This window comes from Halomonas sp. SL18_1 (genome assembly GCF_055755715.1).
Genome location: NZ_JBVTRK010000001.1, coordinates 3805171 through 3832162 on the forward strand (window position 1 = coordinate 3805171; position 26992 = coordinate 3832162).

Consider the following 26992-nt stretch of genomic DNA (forward strand, 5'->3'; position numbering starts at 1 on the left):
AGACGAGAGGCGGGTCATGGGGCCTCAGGCCGAGAGGGCATCCAGCGAGCTCTCGATGATGCCAAGCCCCTCCTCCAGCACCTCGGAGGGGGCGGTGATCGGCACCAGGATGCGGACGGTATTGCCGTAGAAGCCGCAGGAGAGCAGGATCAGGCCCTGCTCACGAGCCTTGGCGCACAGCGCCTGGGCCTTGGCGGGGTCGGGCCTGCCATCGGCGTCAAGCAGCTCGAAGGCCGCCATGGCGCCGAGGTTGCGGGCGTTGCCGACGCTGGCAAAGCGCGCCTCCCATACCGCGAAGCGCTCGGCCAGCAGGCGGCCCATCTGAGCGCTCCGCTCCAGGATGTTCTCCTCCTCGATGGCATCGAGTACGGCCAGTGCCGCGGCACAGGAGAGCGGGTTGCCGCTGTAGGTGCCGCCCAGGGAGCCGGGGCCGGAGGCGTCCATCACCTTGGCGGTGCCCACCACCGCCGACAGCGGCATGCCGTTGGCCAGGGACTTGGCGGTGGTCAGCATGTCCGCCTCGATGCCGCTGTGCTCCAGCGCGAACAGCTTGCCGGTGCGGGCGAAGCCCGACTGCACCTCGTCGACGATCAGCAGGATGCCGTGGCGGTCGCACAGCGCACGCAGCGCCTTGAGGTACTCAGGAGAGGCGATGTAGAAGCCCCCTCCCCCTGCACCGGCTCGATGACGATGGCCGCGACCCGATGGGCGGGGATGTCGGTCTTGAAGAGCTTCTCCAGACCCGCGAGCGCCGCCTCCTCGCTAATGCCGTGCAGCGGGTTGGGATAGGGGGCGCGATAGACATCCCCGGCATGGGGCCGAAGTCATTCTTGTAGGGAAGCACCTTGCCGGTCATGGTCAGGGTCATCATGGTGCGGCCGTGGAAGGCGCCGTCGAAGGTGATCACCCCGCTGCGTCCGGTGGCGGCCCGGGCGATCTTGACGGCGTTTTCCAGGGCCTCGGCGCCGGTGTTGACCAGCATCGCCTTGCGCTCGGGGCCCTTGACCGGGGCCACCTCGCACAGGCGCTGGCACAGCTGGATATAGGGGGCGTAGGAGATCACCGCCGAGCAGGTGTGCATGACGCGCTCGAGCTGATCCTGCACGGCCTTGACGATGCGCGGGTGACGGTGGCCCAGGTTGAGCACGCCGATGCCGCCGGCGAAATCGATCCAGCGACGACCGTCTTCGTCCCACAGCTCGGCGTTCTCGGCCCGGGCCACGAACTGCTCGGTGGGAGTGGCGGCCCCATTGGCCACGAAGCGCTGCTTGAGGGCGTTGAGTTCGGCGTTGGTGAAGGTCTGAGTCATGTCGAGATCCTGATGGTGAATGAGTGGCGCGCCGGGCTCAGAGACCGCCCACGCAGACGTACTTGAGCTCGGTGAACTCCTCGAGGCCGTGGCGCGAGCCCTCACGGCCGAGGCCGGACTCCTTGACGCCGCCGAAGGGGCAAGCTCGGTGGAGATGATGCCCTCGTTGACCCCGACCATGCCGTACTCGAGCCCCTCCATGACGCGCCAGATGCGGCGGTAGTCCCGGGCGTAGAAGTAGGCGGCCAGGCCGAAGGGGGTATCGTTGGCCATGGCGATCGCCTCTTCCTCGTCGCGGAAGCGGAACACCGGCGCCAGCGGGCCGAAGGTCTCCTCGCTGGCCACCTCCATCGCCGGGGTGGCATCGGCAATCACGGTAGGCGCATAGAAGCTCTGCCCCAGCGCATGGGCGTGCCGCCGCACAGCAGGCGGCCGCCCTTGGCCACGGCGTCGTCCACGTGGCGCTGCACCTTGTCGACGGCGGCCTGGTTGATCAGCGGGCCGATCATCACGCCGGGCTCGCGGCCGTCGCCCACCGGCATCGCCGCGACCTTCTCGGCCAGCGCCTCGACGAAGGCGTCGTAGACCCCGTCCTGAACCAAAAAGCGGTTGGTGCAAACACAGGTCTGGCCGGCATTGCGGTACTTGGAGGCGATGGCCCCGGCCACGGCAGCGTCGATGTCGGCGTCATCGAAGACAATGAAGGGGGCGTTGCCGCCAAGCTCCATGGCGGCCTTCTTGACGGTGCTGGCGCACTGGGCCAGCAGCCGCTTGCCCACCGGGGTGGAGCCGGTGAAGGAGACCTTGCGCACCCGTGGGTCGGTGGTCAGCACCTCACCCACCGCCGCCGGGCTCGCCGCGGTGACCACGTTGATTACGCCGGCCGGGATGCCGACCTCCCGGGCCAGGCGCGCCAGGGCCAGGGCGGTGAGCGGGGTCGCCTCGGCGGGCTTGATCACCACCGTGCAGCCGGCGGCCAGGGCCGGGGCGCACTTGCGGGTGATCATCGCCATGGGGAAGTTCCAGGGTGTGATGGCGGCCACCACCCCGACCGGCTCGCGCAGCACCAGCAGGCGCTTGTCGGCGGCATGGGTCGGCAGGGTCTCGCCGGCCATGCGCTTGGCCTCCTCGGCGAAGTACTCGATGAAGCTGGCACCGTAGGCCACCTCGCCCCGGGACTCGGTCAGCGGCTTGCCCTGCTCCAGGGTCATCAGCTCGGCCAGCCCCTCGGCCTCCTCCTGGATACGCACGAACCAGGCGCGCAGCAGAGCGGCGCGCTCCTTGGCGGTGACCTTCTTCCAGGCGGCGCCGGCCGCCTCGGCGGCGGCCACCGCCTCGCGGGCTTCTTCCGCACCCAGGTCGGCTACCTGGGCCAGCCGCTCTCCGGTGGCCGGGTTGGTCACGGGGAAGCTGGCACTGCCGGTCTGCCACGCCTCACCTACCAGGGCGGCGGCCGTGCCATCGATCAACAGCGAGTCGATCAGCGTCATGGGGGGCTCCTCTGTTGATATCGAACGGCACGCTAGCAGCAAGGCGCACCGCGACCTATGGACCATTTTCCCCTCCGGGTGGACCAATGCGCTCCGGGGCGAGATAATCGCTGCACTTTCACGCTGCCGGTCTGCCCGACATGCCCTGTAACGCCTCCCTCGACTCGCTGATTGCACGCTTCGGCCAGCAGCCGGAACGCCTGGGCAAGAGCGTGCGCATCGAGCAGGCCCTGCGCCTGGCGATTCTGTACGACTGGCCCACGGGCAGCCGCCTGCCGGCGCACCGCCAGCTGTGCCGGGAGCTGGGCGTGGCGCGTGACACCCTGGCCCAGGCCATGCGCCGCCTGGACGAAGAGGGTATATCGTCACCGGACAGGGCCAGGGCACCTGGACCCGCCGCCCGGGCACGTCCCATCCGGCACCGTCCGACGCCGCCCCGCGCCTCTCGGCACGCGCTAGCTCCATCCTCGATGCCCCCAGCGCCAGCGCCATCCAGAGCGGGGCCTTCATGCCCGGCATCCCCGACATCACCCAGTTCCCCATGGCCAAGTGGCGGGAGCTCTACGCCAGCGTCACCGTGCCGCGCAACGCCCTGCTGCTCTCCTACTCCAGCGGCGGCTATGGCCCGCTCAAGCGCGCCATCCGCGACTTCCTCTGGCGCTGGCGACAGCTGGAGTGCGAGACCGATCAGATCATCATCACCGAGGGCACCCACAACGGCATCGAGCTGTGCGCCCTCGCCCTCACCGATGTCGGCGACCGGGTGCTCAGTGGAGTCCCCTGCTACTGGGGCGCCCGCAACGTCTTCACCGCGGCGGGCACCAGGGTCGATCAGCTGGCCTGGTCTCCCGAGGGGGGCCATGCCCAGGGTGACCGCACGGCCCCCGTGCGGCTGGCCTACTTCACCGGCTCACACCACTACCCGCTCAGCGTGTCCACCTCCCGCACACACCGGCAGGCACTCTGCGCCCGCCTCAAGCCCGATTTCGTGCTGGAGGACGACTATGAGTTCACCGGTGAGGACGGCGCCAACCTGATGTTCGATGGCCGCTCGGCCCGGCACCTGCTGGTGGGCTCGTTCTCGAAGCTGATGTTTCCCGGCCTGCGTCTGGGCTATCTGGTGGCTCCCCGCGCGATGGTGGCGCCGCTCAACCAGCTGCGCAGCGAGGTGTTCCGCGAAGGGCGCCTGCTGGACCAGGCCGCCCTGGCCCAGTTCATCGCCGAGGGCGAGCTGGACACCTGGTACCGACGCATCCAGCGCGACTACCTGGCCCGCCAGCAGGTGATGCACGACCGGCTGACGCAGGTGCCCGGCGTGATCCACGTCTCGCCGCCCAGCCACTCCATCAGCCTCTGCGTGCAGTTTGCGCCGGGAGTCGATGACAAGCGCATTGTCAACCGGCTGCTGCAGTCGCATCTCATCGCGCGTCCGCTCAGCACGACCTGCGCAGAACACGATCCCCGCAGCGGCCTGATCCTGGGAATCGGGATGCTCTCCGGCAACACCCTGGCGAGCGAGGCGGAGCGCCTTCGCCATGTGCTGACACGCTGCCTCGATGGCTGATGTCCAGGGGCTGGCATCCCCCGCGACCAAAGTCCCATCTCCCCCATGTCGCCCGGGATACTCATCGGGCTCACGTCAAAGCCGGGTACCAAACCGGCACAGGACAATTGGTCCATTTTTCGCAGGCACTGGTCCATAGGCAGCCCTTGCCTTTGCTGCTAGCGTTCTCTCGACGCCTGAGGTGCACGGCAAGCGGTGGGCTGCGGCTCGAGCGCCATTCGAGCGAGTCGTTGCAGGGAAATCGCGCCGCCGAAAATATAGACATAATGCGGAAATTTGTATGATCTCAATTTCTGTCTTATGCTCAAATCGAATCGCCGATGCACACTCGGCATCATGGCTAGGGCCAATATCCAGACAACGAACAATCCGACAACCCGATCATGAAGAGGCCTCAATGAAGCTTTCCACTCTGTTCAAAGGCACCCTGAGCACCACCATCGCGGCATCCCTGGTCGCCAGCCAGCTAGCGTATGCCGACAATGTCCGCCTGCGGATGCACACCTTCTACGGCACCGAGGTCGATTCCATCGCCGCCGACCTGCGCGACCGCGTCAGCGAGGCCAGCGACGGCTCCATTCGCATCCAGTTCTTCCGCGGTGGCGAACTGGTCGACAGCGACCAGTTCGTTGACGCCGTGGCTCGCGGCACCATCGATATCGCCCACGGTGTCGGCAGCTACTGGCCGGGGCGCGTCGGCATCGGCATCGTCGAGGGCGGCCTGCCGGGCGCCTGGGTCAACGCCGACGAGGCCCGCGACATCTTCGCCAACCAGGGGCTCGACGAGCTGATCGCGGAAGCCTACGAGGAGCAGGGCGTCAAGCTGATCGGCCGCGGCTTCGGCAGCGACTACGGCCTGCTGACCCGCGAACCGGTCTCGAGCCTCGAGGATCTGCGCTCCATGCGCATCCGCGCGACGAGCTCGATCGCCACCGTGCTGGAAGCCTTCGACATCCCCACCGTCTTCCTGCCCGGCGAAGAGCTCTACGTGGCCCTCTCCACCGGCGTCATCGACGGGGCCGTCTACGGCGGACCGGTAGAGTACGAGCAGCTCAAGCTGCACGAAGTCGCCGAGCACTATACCGACATCAATCTGCTCAACCCCGGCTGGACCGAAAACGCCCTGATCAACCCGCGCACCTGGGAAGGCCTCAGCGAGGAGCAGCAGAGCATCCTGACCGAGGCCATCGACCAGTACCTGCTGGACGTGCATAACTGGCTGGAAGAGGGCAACCAGCGCATCATCGACGAAGGGGAGCTCTTCGAGTTCGCCACGCTTCCGGAAGACGACTCCCGGCGCCTGGCCGAGGCCTCACTGCCCATCTGGGAAGCGGAAGCCGAGAAGTCCGAGCGCAACGCGCGTGCCGTCGAGATCCTGATCAACAACGCTATCGAGCAAGGACGTTTGAGTGAGTAAAGTCACCCGCTACCTGAGGGTGCAGGATGGCCTTTCCGACTGGGTCGGAAGGGCCGTCTCCTGGCTGACGCTGGGCATCATCGGGGTGCTGATCTATGAGGTCGTGGCTCGCTACCTGCTCAACTCCCCCACCATCTGGGGACATGAGCTGTCGACCATGTTCTTCGGCGCCCTGAGCATCCTGGCGGGAAGCTACACCCTTCGCCATCACGGCCACGTGCGCAGCGACGTCATCTATCGCCTGCTTCCGTTCCGTGTCCAGGCCTTCTGCGATGTGGTGATCTTCAGCCTGGCGCTGGTGGTACTGGCGGTGGTCCTCCATATGGCGGTGGATTTCGCCTATCACTCCTGGCGCATCGGTGAGTTTTCCAACCGCAGCGTGTGGCGTCCTCCCCTGTGGCCGATCAAGGCGACCATTCCCCTGGCCGTGGCCCTGATGATGCTGCAGTGCCTGGCCGAGCTGGTACGGGCGGCCCTTCGCCTGGCGGGCTTCGCCTATCAGGACCCCCGCGACGACCAGGAAGACGCCGCTCTCTAGCCAACACCTCCTGAGCGCCGCTTCCCATACGCTTCACGACAGACACGCTCGACCGGCGTGTCTCACATAGAGCTTGCTTATGGCTGAACTAGAGCCCCTGACAATCACCGCCATCATGTTTCTCTCCATGCTGGTGCTCATGGCGATGGGGGCCCCGCTGGCCCTGGCGCTGATGATCTCCGGGATGGGCAGCGCCTACCTGATGTTCGGTCCCGGCGGTCTGGACCTGCTGCTGGCCTCCGCCTATAGCGCCATGGACAACTTCCTGCTGGTGTCCCTGCCGCTGTTCATCTTCATGGGCCTGGTACTCGAACGATCCGGGATCACCGACGCCCTCTTCGACATGATCCACAAGCTGATGGGCAGCATCCCCGGCGGGCTCGGCGTTGGCACGGTACTGATCTGCGCGCTGATCGCCGCCATGGCCGGCGTTTCCGGCGCGGCGACCGTCAGCCTGGGAATCATCGCCCTGCCGGCCATGCTCAAGCGTGGCTATCACAAGCGCCTGGTCACCGGCACCATCATGGCCGGCGGCGCCCTGGGCTTTCTGATCCCGCCCAGCGTGCTGATGATCGTCTACGCCTTCCTGGCCCGTGAATCGGTAGGCAAGCTGTTCGCGGCGGGGCTGATGCCCGGCCTGATGCTGGCCGCCATCTACATGGCGTTCATCCTGATCCGCTGCCGTCTCAATCCCGAGCTAGGGCCCGCCGCCCCCGCCGAAGAGCGCTTCACCGCCAAGGAGAAGCTCCAGTCGCTGCGCCACATCATCGCACCGGGCCTGCTGGTGGTGACGGTACTCGGCTGCATCATCGGTGGCGTGACCTCTCCTTCCGAGGCTTCTGCCGTGGGGGCCGGCGGTGCCCTGCTGATCGCGGCCATGCGCGGCAAGCTGAGCTGGAAGCTGCTGCGCTACGTGATGCTCAATACCACCAAGATCACCGGGATGCTGATCTGGATCGCCATTGCCGCGGTTTTCTTCAGCCGCATCTATATGGGCCTGGGCGCGGGCATGATCATCAGCGACATCGTTCACGACTTCGCCCTGTCGCCCTATACCGTGATCATCTTCATGCTGCTCAGCTTCTTCCTGCTCGGCATGTTCCTGGATGATTTTGCGATCCTCTTCATCACGGTTCCCCTCTACGTGCCCATCGTGCGGGAGCTTGGCTTCGACACCACCTGGTTTGCGGTGCTGTTCATCCTCAGTATGCAGTCCGCCTACCTGACGCCACCCTTCGGCTACAACCTCTTCTATATGAGGTCGGTCACGCCCAAGTCGATCACCATCGTCGACATCTACCGCTCGGCCCTGCCCTTCGTGGCGTTGCAGATCCTCGGCCTGGCGCTGATCGTCGCCTTCCCGAGCATCGCCCTGTGGCTGCCCGAACGACTCTTCTAAGCCTCACCGCGGGGGCCAGCCAGACCCCCGCGCCCTCCACCGGCGCCTCCTTCCCGCTGCCACCAACGCATCAGCGAATCGACACTGGCAAAATTCCTGAAAAGCCCCCATGATGGGGATGTCGAAATCGCCCAATGGAGCATCATGAGCACGGCACGCCATACCATCAGCGCGGAGCGCAACGAACCTCCGCCTAGATGCCCTGACCTCGACGTCAGGGACCTGGAAAAACGTACACGCCTCATGCGCATCGTGACTCGGCTGATCGCCGTGTCCGATCTCGGTAGTAGAGAGATCGCCCGTCGAGCCGGGCTGCCGGCCCAGAAGATCAGCGACCTGCTGGCCGGACGGCTGGAACACCTCTCGGTAGATGAGCTGCGCCTCGTGCATCGCACCATCGACCCGGAGGGTGGCTCCCACTAGCCCTTACGCTCACGCCCTCATACCCTCGCCTCGTCACGACGGGGCGCCTTGCACTCCCCCTTCATAGGCAGGGGACGCACAGCGCCGCGGCTGCTAGAGTCGCGGGCGTCAAGGCAATCACAACAGGGAGCGTTACATGGAATCCAACACCCCCCAAGAGCCACTTCGCGACCTTATCGAGCCCCTCTACCGGGGCAAGTTCTGGATGCAGCTTACCGGTGTGATGCTGATTCTCTCGGGACTGATGACCGCGCTGTCGATTGTCGGCCTGATCGTCGCCTGGATTCCGATCTGGGGGGCTGGGTGCTGATGCAGGCCGCCGGCGCCACCGGACGGGTCTATGAGAGTGGCGACCATCTCGAGATGAAGCACGCCATGCGCAAGCTCAAGACCTACTTCACCATCTTCGGCGTGCTGATCCTGATCTACCTGGTCATCGCCGTGGTTGGCCTGCTGTTCGGCGCCATCGGCATGGGCGGCATGATGGGAGGCATGGGCGGCATGTAAGCCTTCTCCGCCCAACTCCAGCTCTACGACATCGCCCCTGGCGGGGATCCGCCAGGGGCGCTGTCGTCGTTGGCTCAGCGATCAGTCCGGCAGCCCCGCCGCCCGGTCAGGCATAGCCGCGCCGGCCTGGTGCGTGCCAGCGACCCGGTACCGGCGGAGTAGCGGTTGACGCCGGCTCGGCGCTGCAGAGGCGGTTTCGGCCCTCAGCCTTGGCCCGATACAGGGCGGCATCGAGGCGCTTCAGCCAGCGCGACTCCGGCTCATCCGGGGCAATCTCCGCCACGCCGAAGCTGCTGGTCACGCGGGGAACGGGGTCGAAATCTGCCGTCTCGATCGCCTGGCGCAGTCGCTCCCCCAGGATCATGGCGCCCGACAAGTCCGTATCCGGCAGCAGAAGCATGAACTCCTCGCCGCCCCAGCGCGCCAACACATCCGCCTCGCGCAGGTGCTCCTTGCAGATCGCCACCAGCTTGCGCAGCACCTCGTCGCCGATGCTGTGCCCGAAGCCATCGTTGACCCATTTGAAATGGTCCAGATCCAGCATGACCAGGCTCAGCGGGCGCCCGCTCCGGCGCACCATGACACGCTCACGCTCCAGCAGGGAGAGAAAGCGCCCGCGGTTGACCGCACCGGTGAGGGGATCGTGGCCGGCGAGATGCTCCAGCTCGGCCTGATAGTGCTTGGTCTGGCTGATATCGCGCATGATGGTGGCGATGCTGTCCGGCTCGCCATGCTCATCGCGCCTGGCCACGATCAGCTGCGACACCGGCAGTTCTCCCCGAGACGTCAGCAGCGCCGTCTCCGCGTACCAGTAGCCATGGCGCTGGGCGAAGGGGATGCCCTGCTCCTCGATCAGCCGCTGCGCCCACTCCGGGTGCGCCACCGAGAGGGCCTCGGGCAGGCGATCGGGCAGTTCCCCCAGCAGACGCTGTCCCGCCTTGTTGAGGTAGACCACCCGCTGCTTGGCGTCGGTGATGGAGACGAAGTCCGGGGAGGCATCCAGCAGGTGGGTCAGACGCTCCGTCAGCACCTGTGCCTCCTTGCGCGCGGTCACGTCCTCCATGACGCCATCGAACACCAGGCTGCCATCCGGCTCGGTCCGCGCCCGCGCGGTCACTTCGACCCAGATCGGCCGACCCTTCAGCGAACGCAGCTGCAGCGGCCAGCGGTTGACCGCCCCTTCGCGCAGCAGTGTCTCGCTGAAAGCCTCACGCTGATCGGGCGCGTCATACAGCCGGGCAATGGGCACCGCCAGGAGCTCCCCCTGGGACTCGGCCTCGAAGATCGAAAGCATGGCCCGGTTGACGGTGATGAAGCGTCCCTCGGGCCCCGGGGTGTTGCGGTAGACGCCCACCGGCAGGTGGCAAAACAGTTCGTGATCCACCTCCAGCTCGGCCTGATAGCGCTTTTCGGCGGTGACATCGACGATGATGGAGTGCAGATAGTGGCGCTTCCCCACCGTGACCGGTCCGGAGTAGACATGCACGTCGCGCCGCTCGCCCGAGGCAGTTCGGTGGCAAAACTCGAAGAACAGCTGATGGCAGGCCCGCGCTTCGGCCATTCGTGCCCGTATCTCATCGGGGCCAAGGCAGTTGATCTCGGCGATGTTCATCCGCTTGAGCTCGGCAAGCGAGTAGCCATAGAAGGCCGCCGCCGCCGGGTTGGCATCGACGATGCGCCCGTCGAGGGGATCGACCAGCAGCTTCACCGCCGAGTTGGTGCTGAACATCTCCCGGTAGAGCGAGACCTGATCGACTTCGTCTCGCCAGAGCGGCGCGAGCAGCGTCAGCTGAATGGCCGGACTGCCCTGCCAGGCCAGGCGGCTGGCACGCACCTCGGCGAACGTCTGGCCGGTCAGGGTGGTAAAGGGACCCTGAGAGTGATCCTCAGGCCCGCCTTCGCCTAGCGCCGACCAGCCCTCGCGAATAGTTCGGCAGTCCGCAGCGCTCCACAGCTGCGCCAGGCTCGCCCGCTCACCGGTCATCGCTGGCTCGAAAAGCCCCAGCGCCGCCTCGTTGGCAAACTGGATGTCGCCTTCACCATCCACCACCAACACCGGCACGGGTAGTCCCCTCACCAGGGATTCGAACGGGCCGGCATCAGGGGCGGCGCCAGGGTCTATCATTGATTTTCCTTTCCCAAACGGATTATATCGACATTATTACAAATAATAACACGACCTCACATTTGGGTCACTCATGGGCTCGACGACGCCACCGGCCTGCCTACTCCTCACGGCTGCCAATCGGTCACCGCCCCCGTCGAGGCGGAGCTGACCTGAGCGGCGTACTTGGCCAGCACCCCGCGGGTATAGCGCGGGGCGGGCTGCTGCCAGGCGGCGCGGCGGCGCATCAGCTCCTCGTCGGTGAGGTCGACGTCGATGGTGATCAGCTCCACCGAGCCCCTCAACCAACGGCCCACTGACATCGACGCATCCCATGCCACCCCCTGCCGGACCACCGGCGGGGGTGATGCTTTCTGAACCTCAGGAATACTTGCGGCTCACTTTCCATCTCTTTTTCTCTCCACTTTCCCTTACCTATCATACGCTTACTAAAACATTATGTGAATATTAAGAGCTTGCTAATGATTTCTTGATGCATATCAATCCTATCGACCTTGGTCGCAGGTAGGCTTTCCTTTGTCACCCTCTTTCCCGCCGCGGGGCGATCCCCCGCGACACCCAGGCCACCGGAGGCGCCATGGACCCCCTTCGCCGCTCCCTTCTCGGCCAGCTCGCTCGCCTCAGCGCGGGTGCCGCCCTGATACCGCTTTCGAGCGTTGCCAGCGCCGGCATCAACAGCCAGCCGCCCCGCCGAGAAGGCGACCCCACCAAGCGCTACGGCATGCTCATCGACCTGCGCCAGTGCATCGGCTGCCAGGCCTGCACCGTGTCGTGCCATATCGAGAACGACGCCCCCATGGGCAAGTTCCGCACCACCGTCTCCCAGTACGAGGTGGAGCATCAGGAGACCGGAGAGCTTGCCACCTTCATGCTGCCGCGCCTATGCAACCACTGCGAGAACCCGCCCTGCGTGCCGGTCTGCCCGGTCCAGGCGACCTACCAGCAGCAGGACGGCATCGTGGTGGTGGACAGCGACCGCTGCGTGGGCTGCGCCTACTGCGTCAACGCCTGCCCCTACGACGCCCGCTTCATCAACGACAAGACCCAGACCGCCGACAAGTGCACCTTCTGCGCCCACCGCCTGGAAGCCGGCCTGCTGCCGGCCTGCGTTGAGAGCTGCGTGGGCGGCGCGCGGATCATCGGCGACATGCGCGACCCGGAAAGCCAGATCAGCCGCATGATCGCGGAGCACCGCGACGAGCTGATGGTGCTGCAGCCCGAAAAGAACACCCTGCCCCAGGTCTTCTACCTCGGCATGGACGAGCGCTTCATCACGCGCCCGCTCGCCGAGCCGGTGGCCCTGGAAGTCCTCGACCCCCACGGCAAGGAGATGGGTTATGAATTCCATGGCCATTGAGCTGCTCGCGCCCCGCTACGCCATCGCCTGGTACCCCTGGGCGGTGCAGTACTTCTTCCTGATCGCGCTCTCCTACGCCACCCTGTGGCTGGCGGCCCCGGCGCTGGTGTTCGGCAAGCAGCGCTGGCTGCCCACCGCGCGCCTGGCCATGCTGGCCTGCCTGACCACCACCCTGGTCGCCCCGGTGGCGCTGCTCGCCGACCTGCACCAGCCGCTGCGCTTCTGGCACTTCTACGCCTACGCCACCTCGAGCTCCTGGATGTCCATCGGCAGCCTGCTGCTGCCGCTCTACGTGGTGGGCGTGCTGCTGCTCGCCTGGCTGGCCTGGCGCCCGGCGCTGCAGGCCAATCGCCAGGCCTCCGGCCTGCCGGGCCTCGCCGCCCGCCTGCTGTCGTTCGGTGCCGCCCCCACCCCGCGCGCGGCGCTGGTGCTGGCGGGCCTGGGCACCCTGGCGCTCTCCACCGGCATCATGCTCTACACCGGCGCCGAGCTCGCCGTGGTCAAGGCGCGCCCGCTGTGGAACACCGTCTGGCTGCCGCCGATGCTGGTCGCCACCGGCTTCATCGCCGCCGCCGGCCTGCTCCTGGTGCTCAACCGGGTGAGCGGCCTGCGTGACCAGGCCACCATCGGCCAGATGCTCAGGGTGCTGCTGGGCGCCTGCCTGGTGGCGGGCCTGGTCGCCGGCAGCTGGTTCCTGGACGGCATCAACGCCAACGTCGGCTCGGTGGCCGCGGCGCTCGACTCGGTGCGCGCAAGCCCCTCCTGGCGCAGCACCGCCCTCTGGGGCGGCCTGACCGGGGTGGCGCTGTTCGGTGCCGTGCTCTATCTGCTCACCCGCCCCGCCGCCCACCGCCCGGCCCTCTTCGCCTGGGCCTGGGTGCTGGGCCTGGTGGCCATCCACATGGGCTGGATGTTCCGCTGGGTGGTGCTGATGGACGTGCAGCACGTGGCCCGCAACAGCGCCGGCTTCCACCACTACGGCATCCCCGCCGGCTCCTCCGGCATCCTCGGCATCGTCGGCACCTTCGGCCTGTGGCTCGCCGCCGCCCTCGTGATCGACCTGCTGATCCCCTGGCGCCAGGCGCGCCAGGGCGGCAGCGCCGCCGACGTCTCACTCTCGGATAGCACTGCGTCAGCCGACAGCACCGCACAGTCCGACGCCCAACGCGCTGCACAGAACATAGAAGGAGCGCCCCGCCATGGCTAAGTCCCCGTCGACACCTCACGCCGCCGTTTCATGAAGGGTGCCGTCGCCGCCGGCGGTGCCGCCACCTTCGTCGCCGGCTACTCGGACCCCTGGCCAAGATGGCCAAGGGCGTGACCGGCAGCGCCGGCGAGACGCCGAAGCACCCGATCCACGGCAACTCCCTGGCGCCGGAGTATCGGGTCGATCTCGACAGCGGCGAGCTGACCCTCAACCCGGACCAGCGCACCGCCTTCACCATCTGCTACGGCTGCACCACCCAGTGCGGCGTGCGGGTGCGCGTCGACAACAAGAGCGACCGGGTACTGCGCGTCTCCGGCAACCCCTACCACCCGCTCTCCGCCGACGATCACCTGCCCATGCGCACCCCGGTGGCCGAGGCGCTGCGCCACGTCAGCGCCTATGGCGGCCAGGGCCAGGTCAACCGCTCCACCGCCTGCGCCCGCGGCAACGCCATGATGAGCCAGCTGGAGAGCCCCTTCCGCATCGACCACTGCCTCAAGCGGGTGGGCGAGCGGGGCGAGCGCCGCTGGCAGAAGATCTCCTTCGAGCAGCTGATCGAGGAGGTCTGCGAGGGCGGCGACCTGTTCGGCGAGGGCCACGTGGACGGCCTTCGCGCCATCCATGACCACGACACCCTAATCGACCCGGAGAACCCGGAGTACGGCCCGAAGGCCAACCAGCTGATGGTGATGGAGGCCACCGACTATGGCCGCTCCGAGCTGCTCAAGCGCTTCACGCTGAACGCCTTCGCCACCCGCAACTACGGCCACCACGGCGCCTACTGCGGCCTGGCCTTCCGCATGGGCTCGGGGGCGGTGATGAACGACCTGGGCGCCAACGCCCACGTCAAGCCGGACATCCAGAACGCCCGCTTCATCATGTACATCGGCTGCGCGCCGAGCCAGGCCGGCAACCCCTTCAAGCGCCAGGGCCGGCTGATCGCCCAGGCCCGGGCCGCCGGCACCCTGGAGTACGTGGTGGTGGACCCGGCGCTGAACGCCGCCGCCTCCCACGCCGCCGAGCACAACCGCTGGGTGCCGATCCGCCCCGGCACCGACAGCGCCTTCGCCATGGCCATCATCCGCTGGCTGCTCGACAACGAGGGCTATGCCGCGGAGTTCCTGGCACTACCGGGCAAGGCCGCCGCGGAAGCCGCCGGCGAGGCCACCCACTCCAACGCCAGCCACTTGGTGATCGACACCGCGGACCACCAGCGCCGTGGCCACTTCCTGCGCGCCAGCGACCTGGGCCTGGCGGAGGCCGACAGCGACGACGACGCCCCCCTGGTGGTGGTCGACGGCGAGCTGACCCACGGCGAAGAGGCGATGGCCGCCGAGCTCTTCGTCGACCGCGAGGTGGAACTCGCCGATGGCGCCACCGTGCGCGTGAAGAGCAGCATGACCCTGCTGCAGGAGTCGGCCCACGAGTTTGATCTGGCCGAGTACGCCGAGCACTGTGGCATCCCCGAGGCCACCATCGTCGAGCTGGCAGAACGCTACGCCAGCCACGGCCGCCGCGCCGTGGTCAACTGCCACGGCGGCATGATGTCCGGCAACGGCTTCTATTCCGCCTTCGCCGTGCAGATGCTCAACCTGCTGGCCGGCAACTACAACATGAAGGGCGGCAGCGCCGTGGGCGGCGGCACCTTCAGCGGTACCGGCACCGGCCCGCGCTACGACCTGGCCAACTTCCCCGGCAAGCGCGGCCCCCAGGGGGTCTTCCTCTCCCGGTCGCGGTTTCCCTACGAGCGCTCCTCGGAATACCGCCGCAAGGTGGAGGCCGGCGAGAACCCCTACCCGGCCAGGGCGCCGTGGCGCTCCTTCGCCCCGCCCACCCTCACCGAGCACCTGCCCTCAGCGCTGGACGGCTACCCCTATCCGATCAAGGCGGTGATCGGCTGCATGGCCAACCCCATCTACGGCCAGGCCGGGCTCGAGGCGATGATCGCCGACAAACTCAAGGACCCGAAGCGCCTGGGGCTCTTCGTGGCGGTGGACGGCTTCATCAACGAGACCAACCGCTACGCCGACTACATCGTGCCCGACTCGGTGATGTACGAGGTGTGGGGCTTCACCGGCGCCTGGAAGGGCGCGCTGGGCAAGCTGACTACCGCCTGCTGGCCGGTGGTGGAGCCACGCCAGCAGAAGACCGCCGAGGGCGAGCCGGTCTCCATGGACAGCTTCTTCATCGCCGTGGCCAGACGCCTGGGCCTTTCCGGCTTCGGCGACGAGGCGATCCCCGACGCCGACGGCAAGCTGCACCCGCTCAATCGCGCCGAGGACTACTACCTGCGCGCCGCGGCCAACATCGCCTTCCAGGACGAGCCACTGCCCGAAGCCGACGAGAGCGACATCGCCCACGGCGGCATCGCTCCGCTGCTGCCGCGCCTCGAGCGCACCCTCAAGGACGATGAGCGCGGCCGGGTGGCCTACCTCTACGCCCGCGGCGGGCGCTTCCAGGACGCCAGCGACCATTTCCGGGGCGAGCGGCTGACCAACGCCTGGCGGCGCACTCTGTGCGTCTACAACGAGGTGGTAGGCACCAGCATCGACACCATGAGCGGCGAGCCCAACCGCGGCGTGCCCGGCCACAGCCTGCCGCTGCTGGCCAACAAGCAGGCCATGCGCGAGGTGTTTCCCGAGGAGAAGTGGCCGCTGCTCGCCTTCTCCTTCAAGTCCAACCTGATGAACTCCTACGCCATCGGCAACGAGCGGTTGCGCATGATCAAGCCCTACAACCCGGTGCAGATGCACCGCCAGGACGCCGAACGATTCGGCATTGCCCACGGCGACACCATCCGCATCGAGAGCCCCGGCGGCAGCGTGGTGGGCCTGGCGCTGATCAGCGAGAGCGTGATGCCGGGGTCGCTCGGCATCGAGCACGGCTACGGCCACCGGGATCTCGGCGCCACCCCCATGTGATCGACGGGGAGTCCCAGCCGGACATGCCCTGGCTGAGGGCCGGCATCAACATCAACGACCTGGGCTTCCGGGACCCGACCCGCAACGTGGACGGCACCTGGCTCGAGCCCATCAGCGGCGCCAGCGTGCGCCAGGGCCTGCCGGTGAGGGTCCACAAGGCCTGAACCAGCCGCGCCTGAGTCAGCGCGCCCGAGTCAGCCACTGAAAGGCAGAGCGCCCCGCCGGGAAACCGGCGGGGCGCTGTCGTTGGCGACCCTGTCAGTCGCCGGGGGCTCAGTCGAAGACGTCGGTGACCGCCCCGGTGCTGGCGGAGCTGACCTGAGCGGCGTACTTGGCCAGCACCCCGCGGGTATAGCGCGGGGCGGGCTGCTGCCAGGCGGCGCGGCGGCGCATCAGCTCCTCGTCGGTGAGGTCGACGTCGATGGTATCGGCCTCGGCGTCGATGGTGATCACATCGCCATCCTCCACCAGCGCCAGGGGGCCGCCGTCGAAGGCCTCCGGGGTCACGTGGCCCACCACGAAGCCGTGGCTGCCGCCGGAGAAGCGCCCGTCGGTGATCAGCGCCACCTCGCTGCCGAGCCCCCGGCCCATGATCGCCGAGGTCGGCGTGAGCATCTCGCGCATGCCGGGCCCGCCCCTGGCCCCTCGTAGCGGATCACCACCACGTCGCCGGCCACCACGGTGCCGTCGTTGATGCGCGCCTGGGCCTCCTCCTCGGAGCCGAACACCCGGGCGGTGCCGGAGAAGCGCGTGCCCTCCTTGCCGGTGATCTTGGCCACCGCCCCCTCGGGGGCCAGGTTGCCGTGCAGGATGCGCAGGTGGCTCTCGGCCTTCACCGGACGATCCAGAGCCGCGATGATCTGCTGGTCGTCGGGATAGGGGGTGACGCTCGCCAGGTTCTCGGCCAGGGTCCTGCCGGTCACCGTCAGGCAGTCGCCGTGGAGCAGGCCGGCGTCGAGCAGGGTCTTCATCAGCGGCTGGATGCCGCCGATGGCCACCAGCTCGCTCATCATGTAGTGGCCGCTGGGGCGCAGGTCCGCCACCACCGGCACGCGCTTGCCGATGCGGGTGAAGTCCTCGAGGGCGAGTTCCACCCCGACGGTGCGAGCCATGCCGATCAGGTGCAGCACCGCGTTGGTGGAGCCGCCCAGCGCGATCACCACGGTGATGGCATTCTCGAAGGCCTCCCGGGTCATGATGTCCGAGGGCTTGAGGTCACGTTCGAGCAGCTCGAGCACCGCGGCCCCCGCCGCCTCGCAGTCCTCCCGCTTGTCGTTGGAGACGGCGTTCTGCGCCGAGCTGCCCGGCAGGCTCATGCCCAGCGCCTCGATGGCCGAGGCCATGGTATTGGCGGTGTACATGCCGCCGCAGGAGCCGGGGCCGGGGATCGCCGTCTCCTCGATCTGCTTGAGCGCGATCTGGTCGATATCGCCGCGGCTGTGGGCGCCCATGGCCTCGAACACCGAGACGATATCGGTGTGGCCCTTGCCGGGCAGGATAGTGCCGCCGTAGACGAAGACGCTGGGCCGGTCGAGGCGCGCCAGCCCCATCAGACAGCCCGGCATGTTCTTGTCGCAGCCGCCGATGGCCACCAGGCCGTCGAAGCCCTCGCAGCCCGCCACCGTCTCGATGGAATCGGCGATCACCTCCCGCGACACCAGGGAGTACTTCATCCCCTCGGTGCCGTTGGCGATGCCGTCGGAGATGGTGATGGTGTTGAAGATCACCCCCTTGCCGCCGGCGGCGTCGGCGCCGTCCCGGGCGTGCTCGGCCAGCTCGCCGATATGGCTGTTGCAGGGCGTGACCATGCTCCAGGTGGAGGCGATGCCCACCTGGGGCTTGGCGAAGTCCTCGTCGGTGAAGCCCACCGCACGCAGCATGGCACGGCTGGCCGCCTTGCCGGGGCCATCCACCACGGTGGAGGAGTGACGGCGGCGGGAATCTTTCGGGGTATCGCTCATGGGAGGGCTCCTCTGAAGATAGCGTGACCCTCAGAGGGTGGACCGCCCCACCTCTTCTGACAACAGCCCGGACCACTCCCTCGTCGATGCCACGATGACACCAGACCGAAGCCACTGGTGTTCCCTGATACTGGCGCTAAGCTGAAAACATGAGGTGACGATCATTAACAATGAGTGAACCTTTTGATCCCCCGAACGACCCACCTGCGAACCCGCAAGGTTCATGAATCGAAGAACAAAGCCCCGGAGGTCACCATGAAAGCCATTTTCACCAAGGCTCGTCTCGCCGCTGCCGCCATTACCCTGGCCGCCAGCTCCCTAACGATATCCTCTGCTTCCGCCTATACGGTCTATCAACTTGAACCCGGTCTTTACGCCATCATCTGTCAGGATGGTCACATTTTCTCATACTCCGGCGGACCGGAAGGAATCGGTATCGTCGGCGAAGCCCTCTGCGAGGGCCATGGTGGCGTGGTCGGCGGCGGTGGAGGTGGCATCGACGTGCTTCCCGCCGACCGCCAGTTGGCCCGCAGCGTTGAAAGTTGCCAGCGCGGTCGTGGCGAGCAGGTCGAGCGCAACGTCATGAGGTGTGCGGACAAGGCAAGCCCTCGGCTGCTTCGTCAAGCCAGAGGCGGGGGCGGCGGAAAGGTCAACGTACAGGATATGGAAAGAGCCCGCGACTGATACCAAGCAGGCCGGTAGCCGTGTCATATAGCCAGTTCATGGCTGCCGGCTCCTTGCCCGCCAGGAAATACCGGAGATGCCCATGACATCCACGTTCAATGGATCCCGACTGGTTGCCGTCGCTGCCGCCCTGGCGGCCGTGATCCTGTTGGTCCCTGCCGCCTCTGCATATACCATCCACCAGCTGGGATCCCTACATTACGCCATCGTCTGCGAAGATGGCACCCAGTTCTCCATACACTCCAACCTGGATGGCGCGGTCACCAATGCACCACTGTTCTGCGCGGGACATGGAGGCATTGCGGGCGGCAACGACGAGGACGTCAATGTAGTCCGTGCCTCCAGGGAGATGACCCGCAACATGGAGGCCTGCCAGCGATCCGGCGGTGAGAGGGTGAGGCGCGACGTGATGCGCTGCCCGGCATCGGACAGCCTCTCCCGGCAGCGCAGCGCAAGCCCCCAACGCTCGGAATAAGAGGTTTGCCGGCCGCGTCATGGCCTTTCATCTCTTGCAAGGGAAATCTCGTCGGAACAGGGAGGTTACGGCGACATCCAGGGAAGCCCTCCGGCTGAGAACGGGCTGAAAAGAAGAACAATGCTTCACGCATCAAGGCGGTACCTACCATGACCCACCTGGCTCGCTTCTTGACGCCACTACTGCTGTTACCCTCCTTCATTGTTGGGGCGGCCCCTCTACCCGAGCTGCGGGGAGCTGCATCGCTGGTCGCCCCAGAGGCGCGGAGCTTCTACTTGCCGGGCGATGCGCTCGAGCTCAGGTTCACGGATGCCATCGCTCCACAGTGGCAGCCCATGATCCGACTGGAGCTCGACAGTATCGACGTTACCGAGATGGTGGAGTGGACCCACCGCCGCCTGCACTATCAGCCGGTCAGTGCCATGTCCGCCGGAAAGCATGAACTGCGCCTGATGTACTATGGCGATGACGGCTCGGTAGAGGAGTTTGGCTACTGGACCTTCGAGGTGCGTCAGACCGCCACCTTCAAGACCATCACCATCGAGGGTAATAGTGAAGTGACCGTCAACCAGCGTCTCGCCGAGCACCATATGTCGGGCCCTGACGACTTCAACGCCGACGGCTACAGTCAATGGTTCACCGAACTACAGTCCGAGCAGGTGCGTATCGAAGCCAGCGGCGAGCTGGCGTATGCCGATCGCCCCGAGCGGAGCATTACCGGTCGGCGCCTGGACATACCCCAGTTCTCCCTTCTCGCCGAAACCAAGCGAACCAGCGTAACCGCAGGCGACCAGCGCATGGGGCAGCAAAGCCTGGTGATGGACGGCTACCAGCAGCGCGGCCTTCAGGGGGAACTGTCACTGGACACCTTCGACACCACCTTCCAGCTGTTCGGCATGAGCGGGAACCGCGAGCTGGGCATCGACGATGGCCTGGGGCTCAACGACCCCGACAACCGCATCATCGGCGCCCGCTGGCAGAGCCAGTGGCAACCGGGAGACACCCATGAGGTGCAGCTTTCCGCCACTTACCTTTCCGGGGGCATCAGCCAGCCCGATGCCGGCAGTTGGAGCGCCACACCGCCAACCCGCGTCAACGACGGCCATGCCTGGAATGCCGTGCTGGATGGTTTCTTTCTGGAACGCAGGCTGAGGATGCGCTGGGAGCATGCCACCAGTCGCTACGACTTCGATGGGCGTGGTTTCGGCTTTGATCCCGTCATCGATTCTGCCTGGTCAGCCCTGGTATCCCTGGACCCGACCCCACCCGCTGGGAGACGCCACTCGACTGGCAAATTGGTGTCGAGGCGCAAAAGGTTGGCCCTTTCTATCGCAGCCTGGCCCACAGCAACCTTCCTGCCGATCTCTACCTGCGCCGATTTTTCGCTTCAGCCGACCGCGATAAATGGTACTGGGACGCCAGCCTTGCCGTTGAAGAGGACAACCTCGACAACTTCGCCGCCTACGCCACCACGCAAACACGCCGATGGCACATGCTGCTGGGCTATGACGAGTACGATCCTGCCCCGCCGGGCAGCCTGTTCGACCGGCTGGGACAACCCAGTATTTCCCTGTCACTGGACCGTGACGAGCATAAGGACAAGCGCACACCCAGCGGATTTCTCCCTAACGATACGCGCGTCCAGGGCATACAAGCTAGCGCTGCCTTCCGCCAGGACGACTGGCACTGGTCGGTCGATGTCGGCACGGAACGTTTCACGGACCACACCGGTTGGCAACCGGATAGCGACACCCACAACCTGGGGTGGCAGCTCGGCCTGGAGCTCTCCGAGGACTACCGGATCAATCTGGGCTGGCAGGGCAGCCAGACACGCTATCGGGTTGGCGGAGAGCGGATCGACCAGCAGATCGTCTCGCTGGGAGGCAACGCCCAGTTCATACCCGACCGGCTTTCGGGGGTTCTGAACCTGAGCCTCAACAGGAACAATGCCCAGGACGACCCCTTCTTTCCGCAGCGAGATGAATCCCTCTTCGTCAGCGGCCAACTGGACTGGCGCATCCGCCAACCCGAGCGCAACCGTGCCGGACTGCACCTATCCGTGAGTTACAGCGGCAACACCCTGCGTGACCGGCTATACGGTCAAGGTACCTCGAACCGGGACCAGGCCTGGCTGGAACTGCGAACCACGCTACCTACGGCCTATCCGGGAGGCATGCAATGAAAGTCCTTCGCCCATGTCTCCTGGTGCTGCTGATGTCACTGGCTCCTAATGCCTTGGCTCAGATCACCGCCCTGTGCGATGCCCGCTTTGCCTGCACCAGCAATCCGAGCGCCACCGTCGGCGTGGACAGTCGCATCAACCTGACCTGGCGGGGACAGGCACGCCCCCACACCCAGCTGACCCAGTCGCTGACGTCGAATCAGGGGTTTTCTCCTGGGCGATCCGGTCAGCGGACAGCGTCTTGGCGTATCCCCCACCCCGCTGGTTCAGCCCCTCGGGCCGGCGACGGATGAGCGCGATTTCGAGTTCCGCGTGACCGAGTCGCTTCGGGTGCCGGCGGCCATCAGCCAGCAGGCTGCCAGCCTGGGCGAACGACAAATCTTCTATGTTCGTCAGTTCGCCCTGGAGGGATCCGAGCCAATGACCGGGGTGCAGGTGGTCACCCTCCAGCAGGGCATTCCGGGTCGCAGCGGCCCCATCCCCGAGGACGCTGCCCCCTCGGCCACCGGCGTGACCATTCAGCGCGTCAGCCTCTTTTCGATCGCGGCAGCCTGACCGAGACCCTGCGGCCGGATGAGCCGCTCCAGGCGACTGCCCGCATACGCTATCAGGGGGCCGGCATCGTCAATGCCATCTGGGAGGTGGCAACGCCTGCCAGCACGCGCGGGCAACCTCTCTATGCCCCGCTGGCCCATGTCCGCCAGTACCTGGGAGGCGGTCGAGAGATGATACTGACCTCGCCCCCACTACCCAGCGATACCCCTGGCATACACCGGGTCAGGCTGCGTTTTCTCCCCCACCGAGATAGAGGGATTGCCCACGCTGAGCTATCGCGTCAGCGAGGGAGCTCTGCAGAGAGGGGCGGGTTCCCACCCTGAACGCCTTCCCCCGGAATCTGCCAATCCGCTGGATACGCAGACCCGATTTCGCTGGCACCCGGTAGTGGGTAGCCATGCCTATCAGCTTGAGTTCTACGACCGCTGGCCAAAGGCCATGGGAGTCGATGTATTCCCCGAGGGCCGTGCCGGAGACAGCCGATTCCAGCCGGTATACTTGGATCTCGCCCCCGTCACCGGCCAGGTCGTCGATGGCAGACGCAACTTGACCTCTCCGAGCCGATCCCTCCTCAGCCACCTGGAGCCCGACAAGCGCTACTACTGGCGGCTGATCGCCCTGGATGCGCAAGGCCGGGTGGTGGCCGCAAGCCCTCTCGAGGCCATTCTTCACGCCCCCTGACACCCCGAGGTTGCCATGGATGACCGCCCGGATAGTGAGCTGATCGCCGCCATCGCCGACCAGGACATGCCGGCTCTGAGCGAGTTTTACCGACGTCATCAGAAGCGCGTTTATCACTTCCTTCTGTCGAAATTGAACGACCCCTTCACGGCCAGCGACCTGCTCAATGACACCATGCTGGATGTCTGGCGCTCTGCCGGCCGTTTCGAGAAGCGGGCCAGAGTCACGACCTGGCTACTGGGCATCGCCAACCACAAGGTACTGGATCTTTGGCGCCAGCAGGGGCGTCGACGGACCACCGAGCTGGAAGAGACCATGATCGATGACTCCCCGGGGGCCGATATCGAAGCCCTGACCCTGGCTGCCCGGGACAGGCAGCGCCTGGCAAGGGGCATGGCCAGGTTGTCGCCCGAGCATAGGGAAATCCTTCATCTGGTCTTTTTCGAGGAACTCAACTACGAGGAGATCAGCCGGATCATCGATATCCCCGAGGGGACAGTGAAATCCCGCGTCTATCATGCCAAGAAGCTGATCAAGCAGCATCTGGCTAGCGCCGAAACGGGAGTGGAATGAAGGCCATGGACAGCCATGCCGGCAAATCGCCAACTCCGCTCCCGTATATCCGAGGCTGCTGGGCGTAACCTGCTCCATGTCACCTGTTGGGGATATCCCATTCACCAGGACGAGGGGGGGTGAGGTCAATTTTCCCTTTTGTTGGAACGCGTGGAGTTGTAGTCCTGGGCATCTACCGGATCATCCGTATAACCACCGCCCGGGCGGCCCCCCAGAACATTTCGCTCGAGCTCAACGGGGGCAACGGTTCCCGGCCGGATCGGGGATTATGCCCACCACCAATGCCGCCACCGCCCCCCTTGACGCCACCGTGATCGTCGCACAGTTCAGGATGAAGCAGTCCACCCTGAAGCGCGTAGATCCGAGTACCGTCAGCGCATTCCATATACAAGTCGGCCAAGTGCCTACGCTCCTTGTCGACCTCGACCGTCGGGGCGGCATGGGCACCCAGCGATGCCGCCAGAAGCCATCCAGCAGTCAGACAGGTAAAGGCGCCGCTTTTCATGGAAAGGAGTTTCATGATGTGATCCTCATTGTTTGTGGGTGGTACATGCCTTGAGTCGTCGCTTCCCGCGAAACGGTTCAAACCCGACGCAACCGACCACCCGACATTGAACGTCCCTTTCACTGCCAGCGACCTACTCAGTAACACCTTGCTGAACGTTGCGTGAAGTGGGCCAGGGCCAGGGTCTGGCCACCAACCACAAGGTATTCTGGGTCTGTGGTGTCACCACAGGCGCCCACAAGCCATCTAGCGGGAATGAAGGCCATGGACAGAAACACTGTCGAAGAAAAATTGCCCCTCTACGTGAATGGCCGCCTCTCCGACGAGGAGCGCCGCCAAGTGGAGCGGGCGCTGTCGGAAGACCCCGACTTGGCGAAGGAGGTCGAGTGGCTGGAGGCCCTGCAAATGAGCCTGCAGCAGACGAGCGACTCGCCTCCGGTATCACTCGGCTTGGCCCGACTGAAGAGGGACGTTCGCCGCGAGGCCGCTGCGAGCCAACCTACGGTTGCCGGCAGTCGACGCTACTGGAAACCCTTGGCCCTGACGGCCTGCCTGCTGCTGGCCGTCCAGACCGGCTTTCAGTTGAGCACGCCCTCGGGAAGCGACTGGGCTCCGCTCTCCGGTGATCCCCTCCATGAGGGGCCGCGCTTGCGGATCGCCTTTCACGATAGCGCCACCGCCGAACAGATCCGCGACAGCCTGGGCTCACGAGAGGCACGCATCATCGATGGTCCCGGTGCCCTGGGCCTCTATACCATTCTGCTGCCAACGCATAGCGATAGTGACACCCTGAAACAAGAACTCCAGGCGCTGCCCTTTGTCGAGGAGGTGAGCGAACCGTGAGCCACCCTGACAGCGCCGATTCGGCACACTCTTGGCTCAGTCCGGGTCCTGCAGCCTGGCTGATGGCAGGCGCCCTGCTGCTGATGGCCGGGGTTGCCCAGGGCCAGGATAGCAATCCCGAGCGCCGCGACATGGCACGTCCCCTGCTCGAGAACGTGGTGACCGAGACTCGCCAAGAGGCGTCCGACTCCGCGGTCAGCCGCCGAGCCGACCAGGAAACCGAACGGCGAGAGGCCGACCCGGAGCCCGCGATACGGCCGCCACCCGACCCCGTACCACCACCCCGGGAAACCCAGCCTGACCGCCCGCGAGTGGAGCGCGGCGGCAGCTTGGTGGGCCAGGGCCCTTCCACCCTGATACCCCCGCCCGGCCCTCCGTCGTGGACACGGAGCCGATGGCCGTTACCGGCCTGGTCCCGGCAAGCGAGAGTCTCGATTTCGAGCCTGGGGAGCTGGTTATGATCAGCCATGACATGCCCGGGGCCATGGCAGGGGCTCGCGAACTGGCGGGCTACCAGTTGCGAATCAAGAGCCGCCAGGCACTGGAACGGCTGGGGCTAGTGGTAAGTGTCTTCCGCCTGCCAGCCGGAGCGGACACCCTGATGCTGCTAGCAGAAATTCAGCGAGAGTTCCCAGACTTGCAACTGGACCTCAACCACCGCTATCGGCTGATGGCCGGCCCTCGGCAACGCTATGGGCAGGCGATGATCGGCCTGTCGACGGGAGCCACGGCTTGCCTTGCCAATGTCCGAGTCGGCCTGCTGGATACCGCCGTGAACCTCGCACATCCTGCCTTAGCGGGGCGCTCGATCGACATGACGCAACTCGCTGGCCCGACACCCGCACCCGGCGACCACGGCACGGCGATCGCTAGCCTCTGGGTCGGCGACCCGGACCAGGGATTTACGCCCATGATGCGGGAAGCCGCGATTTCCGTCGCCGCCGTCTTTCGCCAGCGGGGCAACGACATTGAGACCACCACCGACACCCTCGCCAGGGGAATGGACTGGCTTATGGGTCAGCAAGTTGACGCCATCAACCTTAGCCTGGGCGGGCGGGAAAACCGTATCCTCGACGAGATACTCCAGCGACTGCTCGCCGAGGACATTCTGCTGGTGGCGGCCGCCGGCAACCTCGGCCCGGAAGGTCCCGCCGTTTACCCGGCGGCCTTTCCGGGCGTGGTCGCGGCCACCGCCGTGGATGCGAACGGACGCCCTTACCGGCGCGCCAACCACGGCGCCTATATCGACTTTTCCGCCCCCGGCGTGGACATCTGGGTGGCCTCTGCGAACGGCACCGCCTACCGATCCGGCACCTCCCTTGCGACCCCCTTCGTGCTTGCCTCGCTGCTGGCCGCACAGCAACTGGGCGACAACTGGCTGGAACATGCACGTGAATCGGCAATCGATCTCGGCCCTCCAGGAAAGGACACCCGATACGGCTGGGGCCTGATACGCTGGCCAAGCGAATGCGGATGACTCAGGTGATGCACTGCCAGTTCAAGACGCTGTGGCATCCAGCATGTGCGCCATCTGGCGCTTGAGCTGCACGCTGTAGAAACGACTCAGCGCGGCATCACGGCGTCATGGAAGGCGCGTTCCTTCGCCACGGTCTCGCGGAAGCATTCGGCCATGCGGCTGAAAGCGGCGTCATCGAGCGCCTCCGCTTCCTCGTCCAGGCGGCGGCGCAGCCAGGCCACGAAGTCCTGAAAGGCGGGGTTGTCGTGCAGGTCGATCCACTCCCCCACCAGCGGGTGCAGCCCCTCGGCTCGGGTGACCCGCAGCGCCCACTCCAGGTAGATCCACTCGGTGACCACCAGGGCGGCCAGTATCTCCGCGTAGTCGCCGGTGCGGCCGGTCTCGCGCAGCAGCGCCTGGAAGTCCCGGGTCTCGGGCAGGTGGTCCGGCGCCTCGCGCTGGGACTCGGGCACCTCGAAGGCCTCGAAGGTGCGCTGGAAGGTGTTGTTCTCGTCGCTGGTCAGCATGCCCATGAACTGTCCCAGCACCACCCGGTCCGACATGCTCGGCGCGCGGCCGATGGCGAAGCCGATCAGGGCGGTGAAGGGGTCGACGAAGCCGTAGTCCTGCACCATATAGGCGGCAAAATCGTCACCGGAAAGGCGCCCCTCGGCCATCGCATCGAAGAGCGGGTGGTTCACGGTGGCGGACCAGTCGGGCTCGCTGAGCTCGCGCAGCCAGTCGGTGATTCGCGGCGCTGCCTGTTGCGCCGCCCAGGCATTCCAGTCGGAGCGTGTCGTCACAGGGCATCTCCCTTGAG

At 66.2% G+C, this 26992-nt stretch carries 21 protein-coding genes and 6 pseudogenes; 21 read left to right on the forward strand and 6 right to left on the reverse strand.

Annotated features, from left to right (window positions below):
• Window positions 1-24: 24 nt before the first annotated feature.
• A pseudogene (gene gabT, locus ACSJDS_RS19375) lies at window positions 25-1309 on the reverse strand (4-aminobutyrate--2-oxoglutarate transaminase).
• 37 nt (window positions 1310-1346) lie between these two features.
• Window positions 1347-2799, reverse strand: a pseudogene (locus tag ACSJDS_RS19380) (NAD-dependent succinate-semialdehyde dehydrogenase).
• A gap of 140 nt (window positions 2800-2939) precedes the next feature.
• Here ACSJDS_RS19380 and ACSJDS_RS19385 point away from each other — a divergent pair.
• From ACSJDS_RS19385 to ACSJDS_RS19415, 7 genes and pseudogenes are all read left to right on the forward strand, one after another.
• Window positions 2940-3101 (forward strand): annotated as a pseudogene (locus ACSJDS_RS19385) (aminotransferase-like domain-containing protein); the annotation flags it as partial.
• Window positions 3102-3307: 206 nt separating this feature from the next.
• Complete coding sequence (locus tag ACSJDS_RS19390; protein ID WP_473034651.1) at window positions 3308-4363, forward strand: aminotransferase-like domain-containing protein; 1056 nt, start codon at window positions 3308-3310, stop codon at window positions 4361-4363.
• Between the two features lie 397 nt (window positions 4364-4760).
• Window positions 4761-5780: a TRAP transporter substrate-binding protein DctP gene (gene dctP / locus ACSJDS_RS19395; protein WP_473034652.1), complete on the forward strand. Its 1020-nt coding sequence runs from the start codon at window positions 4761-4763 to the stop codon at window positions 5778-5780.
• Window positions 5773-6318, forward strand: coding sequence for a TRAP transporter small permease subunit (locus tag ACSJDS_RS19400; RefSeq protein ID WP_473034653.1), 546 nt, complete (start codon window positions 5773-5775; stop codon window positions 6316-6318). The genes dctP and ACSJDS_RS19400 overlap by 8 nt, the downstream gene beginning before the upstream one ends.
• Before the next feature lie 79 nt (window positions 6319-6397).
• Entirely contained in the window at window positions 6398-7717 is a 1320-nt protein-coding gene (locus tag ACSJDS_RS19405) for a TRAP transporter large permease (protein WP_473034654.1), read from the forward strand.
• A gap of 144 nt (window positions 7718-7861) precedes the next feature.
• Window positions 7862-8140: an XRE family transcriptional regulator gene (locus ACSJDS_RS19410; RefSeq protein WP_473034655.1), complete on the forward strand. Its 279-nt coding sequence runs from the start codon at window positions 7862-7864 to the stop codon at window positions 8138-8140.
• A 244-nt stretch (window positions 8141-8384) separates the two neighbouring features.
• A pseudogene (locus ACSJDS_RS19415) lies at window positions 8385-8647 on the forward strand (DUF5362 family protein).
• Window positions 8648-8753: 106 nt separating this feature from the next.
• Here ACSJDS_RS19415 and ACSJDS_RS19420 read toward each other — a convergent pair.
• Complete coding sequence (locus ACSJDS_RS19420) at window positions 8754-10772, reverse strand: diguanylate cyclase (protein ID WP_473034657.1); 2019 nt, start codon at window positions 10770-10772, stop codon at window positions 8754-8756.
• Window positions 10773-10879: 107 nt separating this feature from the next.
• A pseudogene (locus tag ACSJDS_RS19425) lies at window positions 10880-11041 on the reverse strand (hypothetical protein); the annotation flags it as partial.
• Between the two features lie 308 nt (window positions 11042-11349).
• Here ACSJDS_RS19425 and dsrO point away from each other — a divergent pair.
• Genes dsrO through ACSJDS_RS19450 form a run of 5 tightly spaced genes read left to right on the forward strand, consistent with a single transcriptional unit; the run spans window position 11350 to window position 16421 of the window.
• On the forward strand, window positions 11350-12129 hold the full coding sequence (gene dsrO, locus ACSJDS_RS19430; RefSeq protein WP_473034658.1) for a sulfate reduction electron transfer complex DsrMKJOP subunit DsrO: 780 nt from the start codon (window positions 11350-11352) through the stop codon (window positions 12127-12129).
• A complete protein-coding gene (gene nrfD / locus ACSJDS_RS19435) occupies window positions 12110-13336 on the forward strand; it encodes an NrfD/PsrC family molybdoenzyme membrane anchor subunit (RefSeq protein WP_473034659.1) in 1227 nt (408 codons plus the stop codon). The genes dsrO and nrfD overlap by 20 nt, the downstream gene beginning before the upstream one ends.
• Before the next feature lie 30 nt (window positions 13337-13366).
• Window positions 13367-13450, forward strand: coding sequence for a hypothetical protein (locus ACSJDS_RS19440; RefSeq protein ID WP_473035085.1), 84 nt, complete (start codon window positions 13367-13369; stop codon window positions 13448-13450).
• Window positions 13435-16257, forward strand: a complete 2823-nt coding sequence (locus tag ACSJDS_RS19445; RefSeq protein WP_473034660.1) for a molybdopterin dinucleotide binding domain-containing protein — start codon at window positions 13435-13437, stop codon at window positions 16255-16257. The genes ACSJDS_RS19440 and ACSJDS_RS19445 overlap by 16 nt, the downstream gene beginning before the upstream one ends.
• 23 nt (window positions 16258-16280) lie before the next feature.
• Entirely contained in the window at window positions 16281-16421 is a 141-nt protein-coding gene (locus ACSJDS_RS19450; protein WP_473034661.1) for a hypothetical protein, read from the forward strand.
• 109 nt (window positions 16422-16530) lie between these two features.
• Here ACSJDS_RS19450 and ilvD read toward each other — a convergent pair.
• Window positions 16531-18137 (reverse strand): annotated as a pseudogene (ilvD, locus tag ACSJDS_RS19455) (dihydroxy-acid dehydratase).
• 336 nt (window positions 18138-18473) lie between these two features.
• On the opposite strand from ilvD, the gene ACSJDS_RS19460 reads away from it, so the two are divergent.
• The 9 genes from ACSJDS_RS19460 (at window position 18474) to ACSJDS_RS19500 (ending at window position 26193) form a co-directional block, all read left to right on the forward strand.
• On the forward strand, window positions 18474-18902 hold the full coding sequence (locus ACSJDS_RS19460) for a hypothetical protein (protein ID WP_473034662.1): 429 nt from the start codon (window positions 18474-18476) through the stop codon (window positions 18900-18902).
• 82 nt (window positions 18903-18984) lie between these two features.
• A complete protein-coding gene (locus ACSJDS_RS19465; RefSeq protein WP_473034663.1) occupies window positions 18985-19377 on the forward strand; it encodes a hypothetical protein in 393 nt (130 codons plus the stop codon).
• Between the two features lie 149 nt (window positions 19378-19526).
• A complete protein-coding gene (locus ACSJDS_RS19470; RefSeq protein WP_473034665.1) occupies window positions 19527-21302 on the forward strand; it encodes a hypothetical protein in 1776 nt (591 codons plus the stop codon).
• A gap of 569 nt (window positions 21303-21871) precedes the next feature.
• Window positions 21872-22114, forward strand: a complete 243-nt coding sequence (locus ACSJDS_RS19475; protein WP_473034666.1) for a hypothetical protein — start codon at window positions 21872-21874, stop codon at window positions 22112-22114.
• Window positions 22115-22612: 498 nt separating this feature from the next.
• Complete coding sequence (locus ACSJDS_RS19480) at window positions 22613-22795, forward strand: hypothetical protein (protein WP_473034667.1); 183 nt, start codon at window positions 22613-22615, stop codon at window positions 22793-22795.
• Between the two features lie 15 nt (window positions 22796-22810).
• Window positions 22811-23368 (forward strand): sigma-70 family RNA polymerase sigma factor, encoded by a 558-nt coding sequence (locus tag ACSJDS_RS19485; RefSeq protein ID WP_473034668.1) that lies wholly within the window; start codon window positions 22811-22813, stop codon window positions 23366-23368.
• Window positions 23369-23636: 268 nt separating this feature from the next.
• The gene (locus ACSJDS_RS19490; RefSeq protein ID WP_473034669.1) at window positions 23637-23927 is read left to right on the forward strand and encodes a hypothetical protein; all 291 of its coding nucleotides are present in this window, start codon (window positions 23637-23639) and stop codon (window positions 23925-23927) included.
• 210 nt (window positions 23928-24137) lie between these two features.
• On the forward strand, window positions 24138-24716 hold the full coding sequence (locus tag ACSJDS_RS19495) for an anti-sigma factor family protein (protein WP_473034670.1): 579 nt from the start codon (window positions 24138-24140) through the stop codon (window positions 24714-24716).
• 457 nt (window positions 24717-25173) lie between these two features.
• Complete coding sequence (locus tag ACSJDS_RS19500; protein ID WP_473034671.1) at window positions 25174-26193, forward strand: S8 family serine peptidase; 1020 nt, start codon at window positions 25174-25176, stop codon at window positions 26191-26193.
• 86 nt (window positions 26194-26279) lie between these two features.
• On the opposite strand, the gene ACSJDS_RS19505 is transcribed toward ACSJDS_RS19500, so the two are convergent.
• Complete coding sequence (locus tag ACSJDS_RS19505; RefSeq protein WP_473034672.1) at window positions 26280-26975, reverse strand: TenA family protein; 696 nt, start codon at window positions 26973-26975, stop codon at window positions 26280-26282.
• Window positions 26976-26992 lie beyond the last annotated feature (17 nt).

Excerpts from the sequence above, each read along its gene's own strand:
- ACSJDS_RS19465 (WP_473034663.1), top strand. The coding sequence starts at position 18,985 with ATGACATCCACGTTCAATGGATCCCGACTGGTTGCCGTCGCTGCCGCC.
- ACSJDS_RS19405 (WP_473034654.1), top strand. The coding sequence starts at position 6,398 with ATGGCTGAACTAGAGCCCCTGACAATCACCGCCATCATGTTTCTCTCC.
- ACSJDS_RS19485 (WP_473034668.1), top strand. The coding sequence starts at position 22,811 with ATGGATGACCGCCCGGATAGTGAGCTGATCGCCGCCATCGCCGACCAG.
- ACSJDS_RS19410 (WP_473034655.1), top strand. The coding sequence starts at position 7,862 with ATGAGCACGGCACGCCATACCATCAGCGCGGAGCGCAACGAACCTCCG.
- ACSJDS_RS19450 (WP_473034661.1), top strand. The coding sequence starts at position 16,281 with ATGCCCTGGCTGAGGGCCGGCATCAACATCAACGACCTGGGCTTCCGG.
- ACSJDS_RS19440 (WP_473035085.1), top strand. The coding sequence starts at position 13,367 with ATGAAGGGTGCCGTCGCCGCCGGCGGTGCCGCCACCTTCGTCGCCGGC.
- ACSJDS_RS19500 (WP_473034671.1), top strand. The coding sequence starts at position 25,174 with ATGATCAGCCATGACATGCCCGGGGCCATGGCAGGGGCTCGCGAACTG.
- ACSJDS_RS19390 (WP_473034651.1), top strand. The coding sequence starts at position 3,308 with ATGCCCGGCATCCCCGACATCACCCAGTTCCCCATGGCCAAGTGGCGG.
- ACSJDS_RS19490 (WP_473034669.1), top strand. The coding sequence starts at position 23,637 with ATGCCCACCACCAATGCCGCCACCGCCCCCCTTGACGCCACCGTGATC.
- dctP (WP_473034652.1), top strand. The coding sequence starts at position 4,761 with ATGAAGCTTTCCACTCTGTTCAAAGGCACCCTGAGCACCACCATCGCG.
- nrfD (WP_473034659.1), top strand. The coding sequence starts at position 12,110 with ATGAATTCCATGGCCATTGAGCTGCTCGCGCCCCGCTACGCCATCGCC.
- ACSJDS_RS19470 (WP_473034665.1), top strand. The coding sequence starts at position 19,527 with ATGACCCACCTGGCTCGCTTCTTGACGCCACTACTGCTGTTACCCTCC.
- ACSJDS_RS19420 (WP_473034657.1), bottom strand. The coding sequence starts at position 10,772 with ATGATAGACCCTGGCGCCGCCCCTGATGCCGGCCCGTTCGAATCCCTG.
- dsrO (WP_473034658.1), top strand. The coding sequence starts at position 11,350 with ATGGACCCCCTTCGCCGCTCCCTTCTCGGCCAGCTCGCTCGCCTCAGC.
- ACSJDS_RS19495 (WP_473034670.1), top strand. The coding sequence starts at position 24,138 with ATGGACAGAAACACTGTCGAAGAAAAATTGCCCCTCTACGTGAATGGC.
- ACSJDS_RS19460 (WP_473034662.1), top strand. The coding sequence starts at position 18,474 with ATGAAAGCCATTTTCACCAAGGCTCGTCTCGCCGCTGCCGCCATTACC.
- ACSJDS_RS19445 (WP_473034660.1), top strand. The coding sequence starts at position 13,435 with ATGGCCAAGGGCGTGACCGGCAGCGCCGGCGAGACGCCGAAGCACCCG.